Source organism: Microbacterium sp. ISL-103 (genome assembly GCF_018613995.1).
Classification (GTDB): domain Bacteria; phylum Actinomycetota; class Actinomycetes; order Actinomycetales; family Microbacteriaceae; genus Microbacterium.
In genome coordinates this window covers 1-1918 of the sequence record NZ_JAGGPD010000592.1, presented here as the reverse complement: position 1 = coordinate 1918, position 1918 = coordinate 1, and the positions used below count along the sequence as shown (strand labels likewise).

At 70.7% G+C, this 1918-nt stretch carries 1 protein-coding gene; it reads right to left on the bottom strand.

From position 1 onward, the window contains the following. On the bottom strand, window positions 1–1891 hold a 1891-nt coding region (locus tag J7E68_RS18295), incomplete at its 3' end, for a VWA domain-containing protein (protein WP_215174972.1). Window positions 1892–1918: the final 27 nt, after the last annotated feature.

Sequence of the window (1918 nt, the reverse complement as noted above, 5' to 3'; positions counted from 1 at the left end):
CGCGGGGGGCAGGGCCTCGGTCTCGGCCATGCACGGTGTCCGGGGGGATCGCGCACGCCGCCGGTGCGTCGGCCATCGTCTGCAGGTACACCACGTCGTAGCCGTCGCGTGCGGCGAGCGCCGCGACCCGGTGACGTGGATCCATGAGCACGAGCGTACCGGTCGTGAGCACCGTGCGAACCGCTCCGGCGACGCCCTCGTACGGCTCGTTGCCCATGCCGAACATCGACACGAGGCCGTCGTCCGAGAGCACGACGACGTGGCGTCGCGTGTCAGAATCCGCTGGTCGCAGCCCGGCGTATCTCGAGGCGTAGAGGTCGAGGGGGAACGACGTGGATCGCCCGAAGAACAGAGCGATCGCCGCGATGATCTCCGACGGGTCACGGCCGAAACGCGCCATGCCCGCCACCTCGCCGGTGCCCGAGAAGCTGGTCACCCTCACTCGTCCTCCGCCTCGAAGTATCGAGAGCGCGAGGATCGTCCCTGCGAGCACGGCGGGCGAACCGTTGCGCGGATGCGCCATGGAACCCGACGAGTCGATGTAGAGGTCGAGTTCGAGACTCGTCTCCTGCACGATCGGCTCGTCGTCGAGTTCCGAGCGTCGGCGGGTCGTGACACCGGGTATCACGGTGCCCCCGCGCATCGTGAGCGGCCAGTCGATGTCTGCGAGCGCATCCCCCACCTCCCAGAGTTCGATCGGACCGGGGATCCCGCCGGTGGGTGTCGAAGGCGCCCGGCGCGTGTACGGGCGCACCCAGCTCGCCGCCTCGTTGCGGTACCACGCGGCGAGCACGGCATCCTCTCCGCTCTCGCGGTACAGCTCGAGAGTCCGTGCGATCGTCAGGCGCTGACCGTCCTTCTTCGTGCGGTCCGTCGCGGGGTCAGCGGGTGCGCCCGCGTCGTCCGCATCGAGCACCGTTCCCGGGTGCGGGGGCAGATCCCTGCGCAGACGCTGATCGGCCAGGATGCGCCCGAGCTCTGCTGCCGTGGCCGGAGCATCGTCGACGCCGCAGCCTCTGCCCGATCTGCCGCCCCCGGCCAGTGCCTCCTCCGCGAGGTACGCTGCGGCGATCACCCCGAACAGCGCTGCCCCCGACACCGGATCGGTGGAGAAGGACCGAACGGCGTCGGCGATGAGGGAGGCGTCGACACCCGGATTGGTGGCCGTCGCTCCGGCGAGCTCGGCAGCGACGCGCTCGCTCTCGGCCCGGGCCTCTCGCAGCAGACGCTCCTTCTCACGGTGCTTCTCGGGGATCTGACTCAGCGGCACGAGCCCGGTCTCGGCGAAGAAGGCGCGCACGGGGCGAGCCGGCGGGTCTGGGGCGCAGAGCGTTCCGGCGGGGATCTGCCACAGCAGTTCGTAGGCCCGGCAGTAGACCCACCACAGACGATCGTCGCTGCCGACGGGTGCCGGATAGAGGGCCCGGCCGAGGCGGACGATGCCGAGATCACGAGTGGCGGTACCGGCGCGTCCCGGCTCTGCCCGCTGGAGCTGCGCGAGCCGGGTGTTCACGAGCAGATCGCACCAGAGGTTCGAGAGCCGACGGGCGCCCTCGACCACATTCGCCCGCGGCGAGGCCACGGTGAGCGCCCTCGCCATCTGATGGTCGATCTTCAGCGAGTCGATGCGCGTGCTGGGGGCGAGCACATGATGCCCGATCTCGTGCGCGAACATGCTCCACAGCTCGTCCTCGAGGCCCCGCTCCGCGAGGTAGCGCGGATCCACGGTCACCGACGGCGGGAACCCGAACCACGCCGGCGCGCCATGCGTGTCGGCAGCACCCGGCCGGATCGCCGGGTCGTCGAGTCGCACGCGCCACAGTGACAGAGCTCGCTCCCACGCGGAACGGGCAGCGTCGCTCAGGGGCACCCGATCGGGAAGAACCCTCACGCCTGCTCCCGCACGTGCACCCAGGCC